This window comes from Pseudarthrobacter humi, assembly GCF_024294965.1.
Taxonomy (GTDB): domain Bacteria; phylum Actinomycetota; class Actinomycetes; order Actinomycetales; family Micrococcaceae; genus Arthrobacter; species Arthrobacter humi.
Genome location: NZ_JANCLV010000003.1, coordinates 294,685 through 311,249 on the forward strand (window position 1 = coordinate 294,685; position 16,565 = coordinate 311,249).

15 protein-coding genes and 3 pseudogenes are annotated in these 16,565 nt (G+C 65.5%); 14 read left to right on the forward strand and 4 right to left on the reverse strand.

All coding sequences use genetic code 11. The features are described 5' to 3' along the window. Positions 1 to 88 precede the first annotated feature (88 nt). The 3 genes from NFC73_RS06665 to NFC73_RS06675 all read right to left on the reverse strand — a co-directional run bounded on the left by NFC73_RS06665 (position 89) and on the right by NFC73_RS06675 (position 2,245). Positions 89 to 970, reverse strand: coding sequence for a F510_1955 family glycosylhydrolase (locus NFC73_RS06665; RefSeq protein ID WP_254748702.1), 882 nt, complete (start codon positions 968 to 970; stop codon positions 89 to 91). 84 nt (positions 971 to 1,054) lie between these two features. Further along, positions 1,055 to 1,669: a DUF305 domain-containing protein gene (locus NFC73_RS06670; protein WP_254748704.1), complete on the reverse strand. Its 615-nt coding sequence runs from the start codon at positions 1,667 to 1,669 to the stop codon at positions 1,055 to 1,057. Positions 1,670 to 1,798: 129 nt separating this feature from the next. Next, positions 1,799 to 2,245 carry a DUF6153 family protein gene (locus tag NFC73_RS06675; RefSeq protein WP_254748706.1) on the reverse strand — a complete coding sequence of 149 codons (447 nt, stop codon included), beginning with the start codon at positions 2,243 to 2,245 and terminating at the stop codon, positions 1,799 to 1,801. Between the two features lie 212 nt (positions 2,246 to 2,457). On the opposite strand from NFC73_RS06675, the pseudogene NFC73_RS06680 reads away from it, so the two are divergent. The 3 genes and pseudogenes from NFC73_RS06680 to NFC73_RS06690 all read left to right on the forward strand — a co-directional run. Continuing rightward, a pseudogene (locus tag NFC73_RS06680) lies at positions 2,458 to 2,544 on the forward strand (universal stress protein); the annotation flags it as partial. A gap of 83 nt (positions 2,545 to 2,627) precedes the next feature. Further along, a pseudogene (locus tag NFC73_RS20970) lies at positions 2,628 to 2,798 on the forward strand (universal stress protein); the annotation flags it as partial. Further along, positions 2,788 to 3,231: a hypothetical protein gene (locus NFC73_RS06690; RefSeq protein ID WP_254748707.1), complete on the forward strand. Its 444-nt coding sequence runs from the start codon at positions 2,788 to 2,790 to the stop codon at positions 3,229 to 3,231. The pseudogene NFC73_RS20970 and the gene NFC73_RS06690, both read left to right, overlap by 11 nt. Positions 3,232 to 3,265: 34 nt before the next feature. Here NFC73_RS06690 and NFC73_RS06695 read toward each other — a convergent pair whose 3' ends face one another. Continuing rightward, positions 3,266 to 3,616: a heavy-metal-associated domain-containing protein gene (locus NFC73_RS06695; RefSeq protein WP_254748708.1), complete on the reverse strand. Its 351-nt coding sequence runs from the start codon at positions 3,614 to 3,616 to the stop codon at positions 3,266 to 3,268. Positions 3,617 to 3,846: 230 nt separating this feature from the next. Between NFC73_RS06695 and NFC73_RS06700 the strand changes: the two genes are divergently transcribed. From NFC73_RS06700 to NFC73_RS20975, 11 genes and pseudogenes are all read left to right on the forward strand, one after another. Beyond that, positions 3,847 to 4,116 carry a DUF2933 domain-containing protein gene (locus tag NFC73_RS06700; protein ID WP_254748709.1) on the forward strand — a complete coding sequence of 90 codons (270 nt, stop codon included), beginning with the start codon at positions 3,847 to 3,849 and terminating at the stop codon, positions 4,114 to 4,116. Then, on the forward strand, positions 4,106 to 4,777 hold the full coding sequence (locus NFC73_RS06705; RefSeq protein ID WP_254748710.1) for a methyltransferase family protein: 672 nt from the start codon (positions 4,106 to 4,108) through the stop codon (positions 4,775 to 4,777). The genes NFC73_RS06700 and NFC73_RS06705 overlap by 11 nt, the downstream gene beginning before the upstream one ends. A gap of 34 nt (positions 4,778 to 4,811) precedes the next feature. Further along, complete coding sequence (locus NFC73_RS06710; RefSeq protein ID WP_254748711.1) at positions 4,812 to 5,918, forward strand: ABC transporter permease; 1,107 nt, start codon at positions 4,812 to 4,814, stop codon at positions 5,916 to 5,918. After that, positions 5,915 to 6,643, forward strand: a complete 729-nt coding sequence (locus NFC73_RS06715) for an ABC transporter ATP-binding protein (RefSeq protein ID WP_254748712.1) — start codon at positions 5,915 to 5,917, stop codon at positions 6,641 to 6,643. Before NFC73_RS06710 ends, NFC73_RS06715 begins: the two co-directional genes overlap by 4 nt. After that, positions 6,640 to 7,317: an LOG family protein gene (locus NFC73_RS06720; RefSeq protein ID WP_254748713.1), complete on the forward strand. Its 678-nt coding sequence runs from the start codon at positions 6,640 to 6,642 to the stop codon at positions 7,315 to 7,317. Before NFC73_RS06715 ends, NFC73_RS06720 begins: the two co-directional genes overlap by 4 nt. Positions 7,318 to 7,330: 13 nt before the next feature. Continuing rightward, complete coding sequence (locus tag NFC73_RS06725) at positions 7,331 to 7,777, forward strand: EamA family transporter (RefSeq protein WP_254748714.1); 447 nt, start codon at positions 7,331 to 7,333, stop codon at positions 7,775 to 7,777. A 233-nt stretch (positions 7,778 to 8,010) separates the two neighbouring features. Further along, the gene (locus tag NFC73_RS06730) at positions 8,011 to 8,277 is read left to right on the forward strand and encodes an SHOCT domain-containing protein (protein WP_254748715.1); all 267 of its coding nucleotides are present in this window, start codon (positions 8,011 to 8,013) and stop codon (positions 8,275 to 8,277) included. A gap of 158 nt (positions 8,278 to 8,435) precedes the next feature. After that, a complete protein-coding gene (locus tag NFC73_RS06735) occupies positions 8,436 to 11,042 on the forward strand; it encodes a heavy metal translocating P-type ATPase (protein WP_254748716.1) in 2,607 nt (868 codons plus the stop codon). Between the two features lie 10 nt (positions 11,043 to 11,052). Continuing rightward, entirely contained in the window at positions 11,053 to 12,414 is a 1,362-nt protein-coding gene (locus tag NFC73_RS06740; RefSeq protein ID WP_254748718.1) for a phenylacetate--CoA ligase family protein, read from the forward strand. A 163-nt stretch (positions 12,415 to 12,577) separates the two neighbouring features. Continuing rightward, on the forward strand, positions 12,578 to 13,810 hold the full coding sequence (locus NFC73_RS06745) for an alpha-L-rhamnosidase-related protein (RefSeq protein ID WP_372494589.1): 1,233 nt from the start codon (positions 12,578 to 12,580) through the stop codon (positions 13,808 to 13,810). Between the two features lie 211 nt (positions 13,811 to 14,021). After that, positions 14,022 to 16,329 (forward strand): annotated as a pseudogene (locus NFC73_RS20975) (glycoside hydrolase family 3 N-terminal domain-containing protein). Positions 16,330 to 16,565: the final 236 nt, after the last annotated feature.

The window sequence follows — 16,565 nt, forward strand, 5'->3', positions numbered from 1 at the left end:
GATCCTCAGCAGTGCGTGGAAAAGCCAGCGGACCCCCGGGCCAGGGCAGCCTGAGAGGGTCTGGGCAAGGGCCGTGGTGCCTGTATCGTCATGCGGCGTCAGCAGCTCTGAAGGTGGCTCCGCCGTCGGTGGACACGACGAGCCCCTCGGTGGTCGCGGCCCAGATCCATGGTTTGCCTTCCGCGCCGGTTACGGCCGTCGCCGCCTGGACCTGGCCCTCGATATGGCCGGTGCGTGTCCAGGTTGTTCCGGCGTCCGTGGAGTAGTGCACCGCCCCGCCGGGTTCGACGCCGATTACTTCCGTGGCGCTGGCGAAAGCGACGAACTGGACCATGGGCGCGGTGGTGTTCAGTTCCCAGGTTTCCCCGCCGTCGGTGGAGCGTTGGAGCCCGTCGCGGGTGGTGGCGAGAACGGTGTCACCTTCCGGGGTGCCTGCCAGGACGGCCGGAACAAATCCCGCCGTTGCCGGGGTCCAGGTTTTTCCGTCCGGGCTGGTTTGCAGCGTCCCGTCGTAGGCGACGATGCCGGATTTGGTGGCGGCGAGGGCGTGGAAATCGGATTCGCCTTGGCGGGAGAGCTGCTCCCATGTCTTGCCGCCGTCGACGGATCTGATCAGGCCCATGGGGTTGGGCAGGTCGGAGCCGGGGCCGGGGTGTCCGGATGCGTAAAAGACGCCTTGGTCAGCTGGGGCGGTAAGGCCCATCAGGTCGTTGGTGCCGCCAATTTTGGTGGCCGGTGACTTGGTAACGTCAAACAGGCCTTCGTGGGTGGCCAGCAGCACCTGGTCCGTTTCGCGGTTCACGCTCAGGCCGTGGACGTGTGAGCTGGGCAGCCCGGATGCAGTGGTTGAAGGGCCAGAGCCGCGCTGGGTGCCGGGGGTGGGGCCTGGCGTGCAGGCGGAGAGGGTGAGCAGGAGGGCAGCGGCGGTGAGGGCGGCTGCGGGCTTGGTGGTTGTAGGGTGCAGGGGCATGGGAAACTCCAGAGGTTTGTCCGTGAAATGGGAAGGGCCGGCGCCAGCCCCGCTCGGCGGGGCCGGTGCCGGCGGTGTTGCAGGCTAGAGGGTGGCTAGCAGGTCCTTCATTTCCTGGATTTCAGATTCCTGTGCGGTCACAATGTCTTTGCTGAGTTTGATCGCTTCCGCGTTCTTGCCCTGGGATGTTTCGGTCTTGGCCATCATCACGGCGCCTTCGTGGTGGACAATCATTTGCTGCAGGAAGAGCCTGGCTGCTTCGGCGCCTTGGGCGGCTTCGAGCTTTTTCAAGTCGTCGTCGCCCATCATGCCGTCCATGCTGTGGCCTGCGCCCATAGTCGCGGATTCGTTCCAGCTCTTTAGCCATCCTGTCATCGTTTCGATTTCGGGCGCTTGGGCTGCCTTGATCCTGGTGGCCAGGTCAGTGACGGCTGTGGGGATGTCCTGCTTCTTCAGCATCGTTTCGGACATTTCCACGGCCTGTTCGTGGTGCGGGATCATTCCTTGGGCGAACATGGTGTCGGCGGCGTTGTGGTCAGATGTGGCGGCACGTGCGCTGCTGGACATCATCCCCGAGCCGTGGTCCATCCCCGACATGGTGTTGCTGGGCGAGGTGGCGGAGCTGGTTGAGCAGCCCGTGAGGGCGAGGGCAGCGGCCACAGCAGTCGCGGAAAGGGCGGCAAACTTCTTATTAATCATTGGTATTCAAGTCCTTGAGGCATCGGCGGGCACGTCAGCGTCCCGGTTCATGTGCTTTGGTGATTCGCCCGTTTCAGAAAGTGCCGGGCAGGGGCTGAGCGCCGGTGCAGTCCCGGCGCGGGCAGCATTTTACGTTCGGCTGATACACAGTTCGCCCGGTGACGGACTGACCGGAAGGTAGGACCAGCGCGTGCTGGTCACGGTAAGGTCGCGGGCATTGGTGCGCCTGGCGATGATGGCGTTCCCGGGCAGCGGCGCGGCTAGGGAGCCGGCCTTCGCTGACGGAGTGCAGGCAGCGTTCATGGCCTGCGCACTGGTGCAGTGGCCCGGGTCTGCGCAATGTGCGCTTTGCATGCCATCCCGGGGCACAGTGTCCGTGGTGTGGTGGGCCGGCTGCGCTGCAGATGATGAGCCGTGATGGGCTTCGACGGAAGCGGAGGACACCGTCGAGTGCAGGGCGTGGGTGGTGGTCAGGACATGCATGCCGAAGATCCCGGCCATCAGGGCCAGAACGGCGAACAAGAGGCCCGCGCGGCGAAGGATCGCGACCGCAGGGCCGTATACCGGTGCGGTCATGGGTCCTCCTTTTCGCGTTCAACGCTTTCCGCTCAAGACTATCGGCCCTGCGGCAGTGCACTGTCCGGTACAACGATCCTGGGGCGGGTTCGGTTTCACCCCCGTCAGTCAGCCGACCAGGGCAGGTAGGGAGTTTCGGCCCTTGCGGTGCACTTCAGGCGGGCAGCACACTGGGGGCAACAATGGCGGGGACCTCAGGAAAGGCGGAGCTCATGGCCGGCGATGAAGTGTTCAGGATACTAGTGGGCGTGGACGGCTCGGCTCCGTCCAGGCTGGCGCTGGAATGGGCCGTCACCGAGGCGAGGCTGCGCCACGGGCAGCTGAACGCCGTGACCGCGTGGGAGTTCCCCCCGGTCACGGTCGGCATGGAACGACTGATCCAGGACGCGGCGGTTTCACCGGGTTGTTGCTCGGCTCCGTGTCGGCACAGGTCCTTCATCACTCGCCCTGTCCCGTGCTTGTGGGTCCGGACACGGCCCGGCGCACAGGTATGAACCGGCTGTTGCCCCGGCGGGGCACGCGAAGCGGACAGGGCAACGCCCGTGACCGCTGATCAGCCCTCCGACCACGTGCACCCAGGAGCTGGGCCACCGGGCGGAGCTGTTCCCGCCGGCCCGGGTATCCGGGGCAGGCTCCAGTCGCTGCGGCACACGGTGGTCGGTGCCGTCGGCCTGGTCATGGGACTGTTGCCGCACGTTCTGCACCACATCGGCCTGCTCGCCGGGACCGCCCTGGTGGCAGGATCCGGCGGCACGGCACTGTTCGGCGCCCTGGGGCTTCTGGCGTCCATTCCAATGCTGGTCAGGCTTTACCGGCGGTTTGGCAGCTGGATGGCACCAGTGCTGGGGCTGCTGGTCTTCGCCACCATGTTCTCCCTGTCCGCGTTCGTCATCGGTCCCGCGATCAGCGGCGCCGGAACGGAGGACGTGCCCCCCGGACCGGCCCCCACGGTGGAACACACCGGCGGGCACACCGGCGGCCACTGACGCCGGTGCAGGCCCAGTGCCGTGCTGCGGCCCCCTAGCTCGCCGCGCCCGCCAGGACATATCCGGATGACCGGACGGCCTCGGCCAGCTCCTCCGGCTGCGCGCTGCCTGTGATGGTCAGGCGTGAGGTTCCCCCGGCGACCAGCTTTACCGTTGCGGTCTCCACGCCCGCTACGCCGGCGACGGCCTTTTCCACGGTCTGGACGCAGTGTCCGCAGGTCAGTCCTTCCAGGGCGTACTCTGCTCCTGTTGCAGCTGGGGACGCCGCATTTGCCGTGGCCCGGGCAGTGTCCTGGGTTGCGCCTGTGGGCGAGCAGCAGCCGCAGCCGTGCTGTGCTGCTGAGGCGAGGGGCAGCTGGGTCCGGGTTTCGGTGGTTCCACACATGTCAGTTTTCCTTCTGCAGGAGGGATAGAGGGGGTTGTTGGGGTTGAACGGCTGTAACGGCCGGAGGCTGGACAAACCACTTCACTGACAACACAAGAATTATACCCATAGGGGGTATGTCGGGGAAGGGCTTGGCAAAGGGTTCTGTGCTGTCCGTTCACGGGAAAAGGTGTTTTCCTCGGGCCGTTCGGCCCTTTCCCTGTGCCGTGGCGGGGCCAATACTTTCGGGTATGAGCACTAGCCCGGAGCCGCGGCAACTTCCCACCCCCCGGGCATCGCGGCCTTGGGTGCAGGGACTGCTGACGGTCCTTATCGCCGCCGCTGCGGTGTACCTGATCACCAACCATTGGCTGCATATCCTGGACGCTTTGCCGTACCTGTGGGTGGTGCTGATGATGTCGATGCATCTGTTCATGCACGGCGGGCACGGGGGCCACGGTCATGCCGGCCACGGTGCGGGGCGGCCGGAGTCCGGCGGGGGTGCCAGTCATGTCCACTGACTACGGGTATGACCTGTGGTGGCTGGTGATCCTCAATTCAGCGGTGTTCATCATTTTCGCGTTCAGTTTTGTCCGGCCCAGAACCAAGCTGGACTGGCGCGCCCTGGGCGGTTTCTCGGCTTTCATCGTGGCGCTCTTTACCGAGATGTACGGTTTTCCGCTGACCATCTATCTGCTCTCGGGGTGGCTCGGGAACCGGATCCCGGGCCTGGACCTGCTCAGCCACAACACCGGCCATTTGTGGCAGGACCTCACCGGCTGGCAGGGGGACCCTCACCTGAGCCCGCTGCACCTGCTCAGCAACGTCCTGATCGCAGCCGGATTTATCCTGCTCTACCGGTCCTGGCAGGTCCTGTCCGCGGCCCAGCGGGAGCACCGGCTGGCCGTGTCCGGCCCTTACGCCAGGGTGCGGCACCCGCAGTACATAGGCTTTCTGTTAATCATGACCGGGTTCCTGTTGCAGTGGCCCACGCTGCTGACACTGCTGATGTTCCCAGTCCTGGTCATCGTCTATCTGCGCCTGGCCCGGAAGGAGGAGCGGATGATGGATGCCGAGTTCGGCGACGCCTATGCCGCCTACCGCCGGCAGGTCCCCGGCTTCATCCCCCGGTTCGGCCGGGGCCGTGCCGGGACCGGGCAGAGGCTGCAGGAGGGCCCATGACAACCGTGCCGGCGACGGCCCAGGGGGTGGCGGCATGCTGTTCCTGGCGCTAAAGAACCTGCTCCAGGAGAAGACCCGGCTGCTGATCAGTGTCGGCGGGGTCGCATTCAGCGTGCTGCTGATCATGAGCATCCAGGGCCTCTACCAGGGCTGGAGCAACAAAATCGGCGAATACATCCGCACCGTCCCGGCCGATTACTGGATCACCCAGACCGGTGCGACGGACATGTTCCACACTCCCTCCGTGCTGCCCCTGACCGTCCGGGATTTCCTGACCGGTGTCGACGGCGTCGCCAGCGCCAAACCCTTCAGCGGCCGGCGGGTCGCTTTCGCGCGCAACGGCAAAGACATCAACCTCTACGTCATCGCCGATGACACGGAGAACAACGTCGGCGCCCCCGCCCGGGTGGTCGAGGGCAAAGCCATCCCGGACAAGGGCGAAATCATCATCGACCGGGTGGTAGGGCGCAGCCAGGACATCCGGATCGGCGACACCATCCCGGTTGCCGGCAGGACGCTGAAAGTCGCCGGCTACTCCGAGGGCGGCTACATCCTCAGTTTTTCCTTCGCGTTCGCGACCAAGGAAGACGCCGAGAGCATCCTCCAGCTTCCCGGCGCCACCAATTTCTTCCTCGTCACCGTCAAAGAGGGCACCGACGCCGGTGCGGTCGCGGCCCGGATCGAAGCTGACCCTGCGGTTGATGCGATTTCCAAGGACAGGTTCGTGGAGAACAACACGAACATCGTCCGGGACACGTTCCTGCCCATCATCCTGGTCCTGCTGTTCATCGGGATCGCTGTGGGCATTACCGTCATCGGCCTGACCATTTTCACCTCGACCATCGAAAAGGCCCGCGAATACGGTGTCCTGAAGGCCATCGGGGTGAGCAACCGCCAGCTCTACACCGTCGTGATCGAACAGGCCATCACCGCAGCGGTGCTCGGATACCTCCTCGGGGCGGCCCTTGCCCTTGCCGTCAGCGCGGCCGCGGGAAGCTATGTGCCAGAATTCATCACGGAAATCCGGTGGCTTGACGCCGCCTGGATCCTCGTCGTCACCCTGGTAATGGCGGTGGTGGCGTCACTGCTGCCGGTGCGCAGACTGTCCCGGATCGACCCGGCAGAGGTGTTCCGGGCATGAGCGTTGTGACGGTGGAGGACGTTTCCAAGACTTTCGGATCCGGGCACACCGCCGTGACCGCCGTGGAGCACGTCTCCCTGAGCGTTGACGCCGGGGATATCGTGCTGGTCATGGGCCCCTCCGGGTCCGGAAAAACAACCCTGCTGTCCATGATCGGCACCCTCATGTCCCCCACGAGCGGCCGGATCCTCATCGCCGGTCAGGACACCTCCACCCTGGACCCTGCTCGGCTGTCCCGGCTGCGGCTGCGCGAATTCGGTTTCGTATTCCAGACCTTCAACCTGCTCTCAGCCCTCACCGCCGAGGAAAACGTCATGCTGCCATTGATCACGGCAGGAACACCGCGGAATGAGGCCCGGACCAAAGCCCGGGCAGCGCTGGAACAACTCCAGCTCGGACACCGGCTGCGGAACCTGCCCAGGGACCTCTCCGGCGGCGAGAAACAACGCGTGGCCATCGCCCGGTCGCTCGCGAACGACCCCCGGCTGATCCTCGCCGACGAACCCACCGCAAACCTGGACGCAAAAACAGGCCAGGACGTGACCCTGCTCCTGTGCGGGACGGCCTGCCGGGAAAACCGGGCCGTCATCATCGTCAGCCACGACCAGCGGCTGCGGACCGCCGCCAAACGCGTCATCACCATCGAAGACGGCCGGCTCACGACCGAAGAAGCCGGGGAGCACAACCGCTACTGCGCCATGCATCCGGAAGCGGCGCCGGCATGAAAATGACCGACCAGGAGCTTCTCGCCGCCCTCGCGGACCCGGCTGAAGACCCGGCCCGGCTGGAACGGATCAGCACCGAAATCAAAGACAGATTCGGTCTGCTCTCGCACCGGCTGGGTAAAGCGGTCGCGGTCTTCGGATCGGCCCGGACAGGGCCGCCTGATCCCCGCTACGCGGTGGCACGGACCCTGGGAGCAAGGTTCGCTGAGGCCGGGTTCGCGGTCATCACCGGGGGTGGACCAGGCCTGATGGAAGCTGCCAACCGCGGCGCCATGGAAGCCGGCGGCACCTCCGTCGGCCTGGGTATCGAACTTCCCCGCGAACAGTCACTGAACCCCTACGTGGATGTGTCGATGACGTTCCGGTACTTCTTCGCCCGCAAGCTCATGTTTATCCGCTACGCCTCAGCCTTCGTGGTCCTTCCCGGCGGGTTCGGCACGCTGGATGAACTCTTCGAGGCCCTGACCCTCGTCCAGACCGGAAAAATCCACGAATTCCCCGTCGTCCTTATCGAGACCGCGCACTGGGCCGGGCTCACGGACTGGATCCGGGACCGGCTTCAGGGCCAGGGGTTCATCACCGCCGAAGACATCCGCCGGCTGCGGTGCACCGACGACATTGATGAGGCCGTCGAACTGATCCAGCAGTGCCACCTGCGCCAGCTCGCCCAGTGACCCCGGAGCCGCGATGAACGGGACGGCTGCAGAACAGGCCAGAGTCGCGCCCCGCCCGGCAATAATGCTTGGCATCACCGCGGCCTGGGGCCTGTTCTTCCTGGCGATCCGGGTTGGTCTGCAGGATGCCCTGGTCCTGTGGTTTGCCGCCCTCCGGGCGCTGATCGCGGCAGCGGCACTGCTGCTGCTCTGCCTGCTCCAGGGCAGGGGTCTTCCCCGGGAGCGGCGGACCTGGTGGCTGATCACCTTGATGGGGTTGACGAACGTCACGGTCGCCTTCTCCGCCATGTTTGCCGGCACGGCCGGGATGGCCATCGGGCCCGCTGCGGTTCTGGCCAACGCCCAGCCGCTGCCGATTGTCTTGCCGGCATGGGTGGCTCTAAGGGGAATTGCCCTCGGCACGGACCCTGCTTGGCATCATCCTCGGGTTCACCGGCCTGCTGGCCGTGGGATGGGGTAGCGGCGGGGAACAAGGAGCCTGGCTGTCCCTGCTGGCGGCCGCAGCCGTCACCGCGGGGACCCTTCTCGCCCGACGGCTTTCCTGGCCTGGTTCACCGAAGTGGCGCACTCCCGATGCTTAGGCGCCCGCATGTTTCCCGGACATTGGGGACCTAAGACTCTGACCCCTCCACAGCGCCGGGGACGATAGTGAACGGTAGGACACTGGCGTATTGAGGTGCAGGAGGTACGGCGATGATGTACTGGGGCGGAGACATGGGCGGCTGGGGCTACGTCCTGATGGTCCTGAGCTTCGTCTTGTTCTGGGGCACCATCATCACCGCGATCGTCCTTTTCGCACGGTCCACGGGAGCCGGCAGCCGGCGGTACGAGGGCGGAACGCCGGGCCGCGGCATCGCCGAAGACCTGCTCGCAGAACGGTTTGCCCGCGGGGAAATCGATGAAAGCGAATACACAGCACGGCTGGCGGCACTGCGCCGCGGACGCGGCAGGCCCCGGTGAACGGTAGCCCATGCACACCTTGACCTATACCCCTAGGGGGTATACATTCGGGGCTAACCCGAAAATGACGTCGCGGCGAAAGCCCCCACGCAGTGAAGGTCCGACAACGGGTGAAACGCCCGCTGCCCACCTAGGACAACCCTGCGAAAGGACCGGCCATGACTGCTGACCCGAAGGCCACCGCCGAAGGAGCAGTGAGAACTCCTTTGAAGAGCACCGTCGTGGAGGTGCGCGGCCTGCACTGGGCAACCTCCAAGGCAGTCATCGAGCGGGTGCTGCTGCAGCGGCCCGGAGTCGCCGCCGTCGATGCGAACCCCGTCGCCCAGACCGCGACCGTGAAGTTTGACCCGTCCCTGGCTACTGTGGAGCAGATTTCCGGTTGGGTCCGGGACTGCGGATACCACTGCCGGGGCGAATCCGTCCCGGACCATGTGTGCTACCCGATGGAGGAAACCCTGCATGTCCCGGGCATGACCCATGGTGCCGCGCCCCGGACGGAATCCCATAGGCCATCCGGCCACGTCCACCCCGCTGCCTATCCCATGGAACAGCGCCACGCGGCGCACGGGGACCACCAGGGCATGCACGAAGGGCACGGGCCAGTACCGTCGGAACAGGCAACAGGGCATGCGCATCCTGAGGCAAGCGGACATGCAGGCCACAGCCCCGCCGGATACGGGGCGATGCACGGAACCCCGCAGGAGATGATGGGCCACGGCGGACACCACGCCGGTATGTCGATGGATGACATGGTCAAGGACATGCGGAACCGGTTCCTGGTTGCCGCGGTCCTGTCCATCGGCGTGACGCTCTGGTCCCCGATGGGCCGGGACATGCTCGGCTTCACCGCCCCCACACCCTTCGGGCTCCGCGATGACGTCATTGCCCTGATCCTGTCCCTGCCGGTCATCTTCTACTCCGCCTGGATCTTCTTCGACGGCGCCTACCGGGCACTGAAGGCCCGCACCCTGGACATGATGGTCCTGGTCGCGATCGCCGTCGGCACGGGCTGGCTCTACAGCGTCTGGGTCACCCTCACCGGCGGTGGTGAAGTGTTCTACGAGGCCGCGACCGTCCTGGCCGCCTTCGTGCTGCTGGGCCACTGGTTTGAAATGCGCGCACGCGGCGGGGCGAACGAAGCAATTCGCACGCTTCTCGAACTCGCCCCGCCCGCCGCCGTCGTCATCCGCGGCGGCGAGACAGTCGAGATCCCCACCTCCGAGGTCCAGGTGGGGGACCTGCTGCTGATCCGGCCAGGATCCAAAATCCCCGTTGACGGGGAAGTCGAAGAAGGCCAATCCGAGGTTGATGAGTCCATGGTCACGGGAGAGAGCCTTCCGGTGACCAAGACCATCGGCTCCGAAGTGATTGGCGCGTCCATCAACACCACCGGCACCATGCGGGTCCGGGCCACCAAAGTCGGAGCCGACACCGCCCTGGCCCAGATCGTCGCCCTCGTCCAGGAAGCCCAGAACTCCAAAGCCCCCGGCCAGCGACTGGCCGACAGGGCCGCGTTCTGGCTGGTCCTGGTCGCCCTGATCGGCGGCACCGTGACGTTCGCCGCCTGGCTCGCCGCCGGTGCCGGGATCCAAACCGCCCTGCTGTTCGCCATCACCGTCGTCGTCATCACCTGCCCCGACGCCCTTGGCCTGGCCACACCCACAGCCATCATGGTCGGCACCGGACTCGGGGCCAAACGCGGCGTGCTGTTCAAGAACGCCACCGCCCTGGAAGTCTCCGCCCGGATCAACACCGTCGTCATGGACAAAACCGGCACCCTGACCAAGGGCGAACCGGAAGTCACCGACGTCGTCGTTGAAGGAATGAGCGAAAGCGAACTTCTGTCGCTGGTCGCCGCCGTAGAAAAGGAATCCGAACACCCCCTCGCCGCGGCAGTGGTCCGGCATGCCCAGAAACACGGCGCCGCCCCCCTGGACGCTACCGACTTCCTGAACGTCCCAGGCCACGGCGCCGGCGCAACCGTTCACGGACACCGGGTCCTGGTCGGCAACCGCAAACTCATGGCAGACCAGAACATTGACCTCGGCCCGCTCGCCGCCGTACGCAGCGAACTGGCAGGAACCGGACGGACCGCCGTGCTCGTCGCCGTCGACGGCCAGGCCGCGGCGGTGATCGCGCTGGCCGATGCGGCCAGGGGAACCGCGCCGGCTGCTATCGCTGCCCTGCACGAGGCCGGGATCGAAGTGGTTATGCTCACCGGCGACAACGAAGCCACCGCCCAAAGGATCGCCGGCCAGCTCGGCATCGACACTGTCATCGCCGAAGTGCTCCCAGGGGACAAATCAGCGAAGATCGCCCAACTGCAACAGGCGGGTAAAAGAGTGGCCATGGTCGGGGACGGCGTCAACGACGCGCCCGCCCTGGCCCAGGCGGACCTTGGCCTCGCGATTGGCGCCGGCACGGACGTTGCCATCGAAACGGCCGATGTCGTGCTGATGCGCTCGGACCCGCTGGATGTGCCCATCGCCCTGCGGATCGGCAAAGGAACCCTGCGGAAGATGCGCCAAAACCTTGGCTGGGCCATCGGGTACAACGCGGTCGCACTGCCCATCGCCGCAGGGGTGTTCGCGTTCGCCGGGATCGTCCTCAGCCCGGAGATCGCGGCCCTGTCGATGTCCGGGTCCAGCTTCCTGGTCGCCGTCAACGCCCTCCTGCTCAAAAGGCTCAAGCTGCCCCGGCCCGAAACACCCGAGGCCACCACAGCCCGCCCCTCCCGCCCGCTGGCCCCGGCCGGTAACCGCTAGCCGCCGGGCCATGGACCTCCGCCTCATCTCCAGGGTGCTGTTCCTGCGGGCGGCGTGGCGACAACGGGACCGGTGGGACGCCGCCCGGATCATCGAACACCAGGGCCACGCCCTGCAGGAGCTTCGCCGGGCAGCCTACGCTGGGTCGGAGTTCTACCGGCGCCACCACGCCGGACTCCAGGATGCGCCCCTGCACCGGTTGCCGCCTCTGACGAAGGCTGACCTGATGGAGCACTTCGACGAGGCAGTCACCACACCGGACCTGCGGCTGGCGGATCTGGAGGCGCACCTGCGGTCACTGACCGAACACGGCGGAGACCCGGGACTGCCCTGGCAGGGGCGGTGGTGGGCGGCCGCGACGGCAGGGACCACCGGCAGGCGCGGAACCTTTGTCTGGAGCCGTTCGGAATGGGGCACCGTCCTGGCCTCCTACGCCCGGGCAAATGACTGGGCTGGGATCTCCGCCGGGATCACCAAGCCCCTGAAAATGGCGCTGGTCAGCTCCCGCGTCCCCACGCACCAGTCCGCCGTCGTCGGGGCGTCCCTGCGCTCGGGACTCGTCCCGACCCTCCGCCTGGACGTCACCGCACCCATGAAGGAGAATGTCGCCGCGCTGAACCGATTCCAGCCCAGGATCCTGGTGGGGTACGCTTCGGCACTCAAACCCCTAGCGGCTGAGCAGAGCGCCGGACGCCTGCACATCTCGCCGCAGGGCGTCATGTCCGCCTCCGAAGTGCTCAGCCCGCACACCGCCTCGGAACTCGAAACGGCCTGGGGAACCGCACCCTTCGACGTCTACGCGGCAACAGAAACGGCCGGCATCGCCTCCCCGTGCACCTACCGGAACCGCCACGTCTACGAAGACCTGCTAATCATCGAACCGGTGGACCAGGACGGAAACCCCGTGCCCGCCGGGACAACCGGGGCAAAGCTCCTCGTCACCGTCCTGTTCTCACGCACCCTCCCGCTGATCCGCTACGAGATGTCGGACTCCGTGCGGCTTGGCGGCCGCGGTTGCCCCTGCGGCCGCTCCTTCAGGCTCATGGGGGACATCGAAGGCAGGCTCGAAGACATCCTGCACCTGCCAGGCATGACAGGAACGGTAGCCGTGCATCCCATCGTGTTCCACCACGTGCTGGATCAGGCCGCTCTCGCAGGATGGCAAGTCATCCAGGAACCCGGCAAGCTGCGCGTTTTCCTGGCGGGCCTCACACCCGGAAACTCACAAGAGGCAATCCGTGCCGGCATAAACACCGCCCTTACCGACGCGGGCGTCATAGAAACAAGCGTGGACGTGAGGATGGTGGACCAGCTGGAAAGGACAGCCCTTGGCAAGGCTCCCTTCGTACGCGCTCTGAAGACCAAACCATAGGGACTGTAACTTCAAGCGGTGTAACTCCAGAGAATTAGGAGGTTCCCGTGACTGATGTGATTGACGAGACGGCGGTGGTCGGCCCGGCGACGGGGAGGGGGCAAGTACTGGCTGCGGGTCCTGTCCGAGATCAAGAACCGGGGGCACCCGGGACTGCCTGATCGTGGTCTGTGACGGGCTCAAGGACCTGCCCGAGGCCATCGCCACCGTCTGGCCCCAGACCTGCGTTGTCCAGCCCTTGAAGCATTCTGCATCAGCACCGCTGGGCCGTGGCGCCGGCTGGCCGAACATGCGACTCGGCATCGTCCCCTACATCGTGCCCGACATCCTCAAATACGCCTCCACTCCGCAGGAGGGAGCGGGCGCGAGCGAATCAGCCGCGTTCTGGAGCGACGCATCCGTCTGGGTCCCCTGGGCGCTCTGGGAAGCCTACGGAGATCTCCGCACCCTCGAAGCGGCCTTCCCCTCCATGCTCGCGCACGGGCGCCGCGTCCGCTCCCTGCTGTCCCCCTCAGGACTCTGGGACACCGGATTCCAGTTCGGGGACTGGCTGGACCCCGACGCGCCGGCAGATCATCCCGGCGACGCGAAGGCAGACCCCGGCGTTGTCGCCACCGCGTGCGCCTTCCGCACCGCCGAGCGTATCCGCGCAACCGCAGAACTGCTGGGCCGCACATCCGAGGCCGAAGAATTCGCCTCCCACGCGCTGGCTCTGCGCGCAGCTTTCCAGCGCGAGTACATCAAGGCAGAGAGAATCTACAGCGACTGCACCACCGTCTACTCCCTCGCCATCGTCTTTGGACTCCTTAACGCCGAACAGCAGCGATGGGCAGGAGAACGGCTGGCCGAGCTGGTCGACGCGAGCGGATTCCACATCTCCACCGGTTTCGCCGGCACGCCCTTCATCGCGGACGCGCTGACCTCCACCGGGCAGACGGCCACTGCGTACAGGTTGCTTCTGCAGCGTGAGTGTCCCTCCTGGCTCTACCCCGTTACCATGGGCGCCACTACCATCTGGGAGCGCTGGGACTCGATGCTTCCCGACGGGAGCATCAACCCCGGCGACATGACCAGCTTCAACCACTACGCGCTGGGCGCGGTCGCCGACTGGATGCACCGCGTCATCGGCGGCCTGGCACCCCTCACCGCGGGGTATAAGCGAATCCTCGTCGCACCGCAGATCGCGGAGGGAATCGACTGGGCCCGCACTTCGCTGCAGACACCGCACGGGTTCGCGGCTGTTGCATGGACCCTTACCAACGACGACATCACCGTCGAGGTGACTGTGCCCGAGGGGACATCCGCCGTGCTGCGCTGGCCGGGAAACGAAGACGCCGAGCTCGCGCCTGGCGACCATGTCCTCACTTTGCCCAGTCCATTGTTCTCGAAGGCCTGACGCGTCAACGATAGAAAAATGCCGTGAGCCAGCCACCGGTTCGAGACATGGCCGAAGGCTAACTGTTGCTGACAGTTCCACGCGACTCCTGGTTCCCGGGCGGGCCAGCTGACATAGGTGGGGATCCCGGACCAGGAGGTCCAGAATCCGCATCCCGCTCCCGCTCATGCTTACGACCCTCCCCCAAGCCTCTGAAGGGCAGCCCCGCATCATGAAAACAACCACCCCTACAGGCACAACAGAGCTCTACAGGGACGCTTCAGTGCCCACCCCTGATCGGGTCGAGGACCTCCTGTCCCGGATGACGCTCGCGGAAAAAGTCGGCCAGATGCTCCAACTCGACGCCCGCGGCGACGTCGAAGACCTCGTCTGCACCAAGCTCGGCGGGTCCTTGCTCCACGCCTCCCCGGAGACGATGATCCGAACCAGCGAACTCGTAGCCAAAACCCGCCTGCAGATCCCCCTGCTGATGGCTGACGATTGCATCCACGGACATTCCTTCTGGCCCGGCGCCACCATCTTTCCGACACAGCTCGGCATGGCCTGCACCTGGAACCCGGACCTCATTGAGCGAGGTGCCCGTGCAGCCGCCGTGGAAATAGCCGCCACCGGATTACACTGGACGTTCTCCCCGGTCCTGTGCATCACCCGCGACCTGCGATGGGGGCGCGTCAACGAGACATTCGGGGAAGATCCACACCTCATCGGCGAACTTGGGATTGCCATGATCCGGGGCTACCAAGGGAAGGGGCTCACCGACAAGACCGCGGTGCTCGCCACCGCCAAGCATTTCGCCGGCTACTCCGAAACCCAGGGCGGCAGGGACGCCAGCGAAGCCGACCTGAGCCGACGCAAACTCCGGTCCTGGTTCCTGCCACCCTTCGAGAAAGCTGTTCAGGCCGGTTGCCGGACCTTCATGCTCGGCTACCAGGCCATTGACGGAGTTCCCATCACCGCCAACCGCTGGCTGCTCAACGAAGTCCTCAAGGATGAATGGGGCTTCGAGGGCACGCTCGTTACTGACTGGGACAACGTCGGACGCATGGTCTGGGAACAAAAAGTATGCCCCACCGACACCGAGGCAGCCGGCGTCGCCGTCGATGCCGGCAACGACCTGATCATGAACACCCCACAGTTCTTCACCGCTGCCCAGCAGGCGGTTCATAACGGGCACCTCAGCGAATCACTGATCGACAACGCGGTCCGCCGCATCCTCACATTGAAGTTCGATCTCGGCCTTTTCGAGGACCCGCGCTTTCCCGACGCAGACGTCCAGCGCGCTGTCATCGGGTGCGAGGAACACGCGTCCCTGAACCTGGAGATGGCCCGAAAGTCCCTGGTTCTTTTACGCAACGACGGCACCTTGCCACTGGCCGGCGGACTGGAACCCGGCTCCGACGGCAGGGCTCGGCACCACGGTCAATCCAAGACCGTCGCCGTCATAGGCCCCAACGCCGATGATCAACACGCCCAGCTCGGGGACTGGGCCGGAGCGTCCGGGCAGATTAACTGGATGCCCGACGGCCACCCCCGCGAACTCACCAGAACAGTGCGTCGCTCCAGAAAGCTGGACCATTACGCATTCAAGGGGCGCCGACATAGGCGAGCTCCTTCCCGACCCGGCCGGAGACACCTATCCCGACGGACAGCCCCGCCCGCCGCTGTTCCACGCCGCATCAGTCAATGAGGTTCTGCAGCTCGACGCGGTTCAAGCGGCCACGGACGCTGACTACGTCGTCGCTGTAGTCGGCGACACCGTGGCCCTCGCCGGTGAAATGAAATCAACGGCGACCCTTGACCTCCAAGGCGCACAGAATGTCCTGCTTGAGCAGCTCATCGCGACAGGCAAACCGGTCGTTGTGGTCCTGATTCAGTCCAAGCCATCAACCCTTCCAGAGATCGTCTTGAACGGGGCCGCGGCCATCATCGAGGCTTTCAACCCCGGCATGCAAGGCGGCCGCGCGGTCGCGGAACTCGTCCTTGGACTGATCGAACCCGCCGGCCGTCTACCCGTCACGTTTGCCCGGCACTCCGGTCAATTGCCCGTCTACTACAACCAGCTACGCGGCCAGCACGGAAACCGTTACGCCGACCTCACCCAGGACCCGCTCTTCGCCTTCGGCGAAGGACTCAGCTACAGCACCGTCGAATACTCCAATCTCCGTCTCGACAACGAATCCATCGGCCAGGACGGGACATTGACGGCCACGATCACGCTCACGAACACAGGAAACCGCCCGGCAACCGAAACGGTCCAGGCCTACATCGGTGACAACGTCACCAGCGTTACCTGGGCTGACCGGGAGCTCAAGGCATTCGTACAGGCCACGGTCGCGCCACGTGAGTCCGCTGATGTCGACATCTCGCTTCCGGCCTCTGCATGCTCCTTGGTCGATGCCAACGGCCAACGCATCGTGGAGGCAGGGACTTTCGAGTTGTTGGTCGGAAGCAGTTCACGTGGCCAAGACCTCATCCGTACGACATTCACCATCACCAGCTCAACGCCGTCCCAGCATTGAGTCGTTAGCGACGCACACAGGCGCTACCAAGAGGGTGAACAGGAATGAACAGCGGCTCTGACAGCAGCAAGCGTTTTACGATTGTGGACGTGGCACGCCATGCCAGGGTCTCGACGGGCGGCGTTTCAAAAGTGAACCGATGCAGATGGGCGAGTCCGCCCCGTCGTCGTCTCTGCCGCTGGTCGTTCCACAGTGGCATTCTTTCAAGCCCGTTTTCCTGACCGCCCACGGTGCAG

Coding starts and splice junctions, on each gene's coding strand:
- NFC73_RS06675 (WP_254748706.1), bottom strand. CDS start 2,245: ATGACCGCACCGGTATACGGCCCTGCGGTCGCGATCCTTCGCCGCGCG.
- NFC73_RS06670 (WP_254748704.1), bottom strand. CDS start 1,669: ATGATTAATAAGAAGTTTGCCGCCCTTTCCGCGACTGCTGTGGCCGCT.
- NFC73_RS06720 (WP_254748713.1), top strand. CDS start 6,640: ATGAAAATGACCGACCAGGAGCTTCTCGCCGCCCTCGCGGACCCGGCT.
- NFC73_RS06705 (WP_254748710.1), top strand. CDS start 4,106: ATGTCCACTGACTACGGGTATGACCTGTGGTGGCTGGTGATCCTCAAT.
- NFC73_RS06735 (WP_254748716.1), top strand. CDS start 8,436: ATGACTGCTGACCCGAAGGCCACCGCCGAAGGAGCAGTGAGAACTCCT.
- NFC73_RS06695 (WP_254748708.1), bottom strand. CDS start 3,616: ATGTGTGGAACCACCGAAACCCGGACCCAGCTGCCCCTCGCCTCAGCA.
- NFC73_RS06725 (WP_254748714.1), top strand. CDS start 7,331: ATGAACGGGACGGCTGCAGAACAGGCCAGAGTCGCGCCCCGCCCGGCA.
- NFC73_RS06730 (WP_254748715.1), top strand. CDS start 8,011: ATGATGTACTGGGGCGGAGACATGGGCGGCTGGGGCTACGTCCTGATG.
- NFC73_RS06715 (WP_254748712.1), top strand. CDS start 5,915: ATGAGCGTTGTGACGGTGGAGGACGTTTCCAAGACTTTCGGATCCGGG.
- NFC73_RS06665 (WP_254748702.1), bottom strand. CDS start 970: ATGCCCCTGCACCCTACAACCACCAAGCCCGCAGCCGCCCTCACCGCC.
- NFC73_RS06740 (WP_254748718.1), top strand. CDS start 11,053: ATGGACCTCCGCCTCATCTCCAGGGTGCTGTTCCTGCGGGCGGCGTGG.
- NFC73_RS06700 (WP_254748709.1), top strand. CDS start 3,847: ATGAGCACTAGCCCGGAGCCGCGGCAACTTCCCACCCCCCGGGCATCG.
- NFC73_RS06710 (WP_254748711.1), top strand. CDS start 4,812: ATGCTGTTCCTGGCGCTAAAGAACCTGCTCCAGGAGAAGACCCGGCTG.